General features: G+C 41.3%; 1 tRNA gene. It reads left to right on the forward strand.

What is annotated here, in order from left to right:
- The first annotated feature begins 94 nt into the window (after positions 1 to 94).
- Positions 95 to 170: transfer RNA gene (locus HMPREF2732_RS00005), tRNA-Glu, on the forward strand.
- Positions 171 to 225: the final 55 nt, after the last annotated feature.

The raw sequence follows: 225 nt of genomic DNA on the forward strand, positions 1-225 counted from the left end.
AAGTGTCCACACAGATTGATTGATATATTGTAGAAAATAAATGAAGAGAGAAAAGTGCGTTAAGCAAGTGTAAGATAGAGTATCTTTATTTGTTGTCCCCATCGTCTAGAGGCCTAGGACATCGCCCTTTCACGGCGGTAACCGGGGTTCGAATCCCCGTGGGGACGCCAAATAAAGATAGCTTTATTATCTTCTGTTCTTTAACAACCAGGAAACAAGCTGAAA

Origin of the sequence: Haemophilus sp. HMSC061E01 (assembly GCF_001810345.1) — a bacterium.
In the GTDB taxonomy this organism is placed as follows: domain Bacteria; phylum Pseudomonadota; class Gammaproteobacteria; order Enterobacterales; family Pasteurellaceae; genus Haemophilus_D.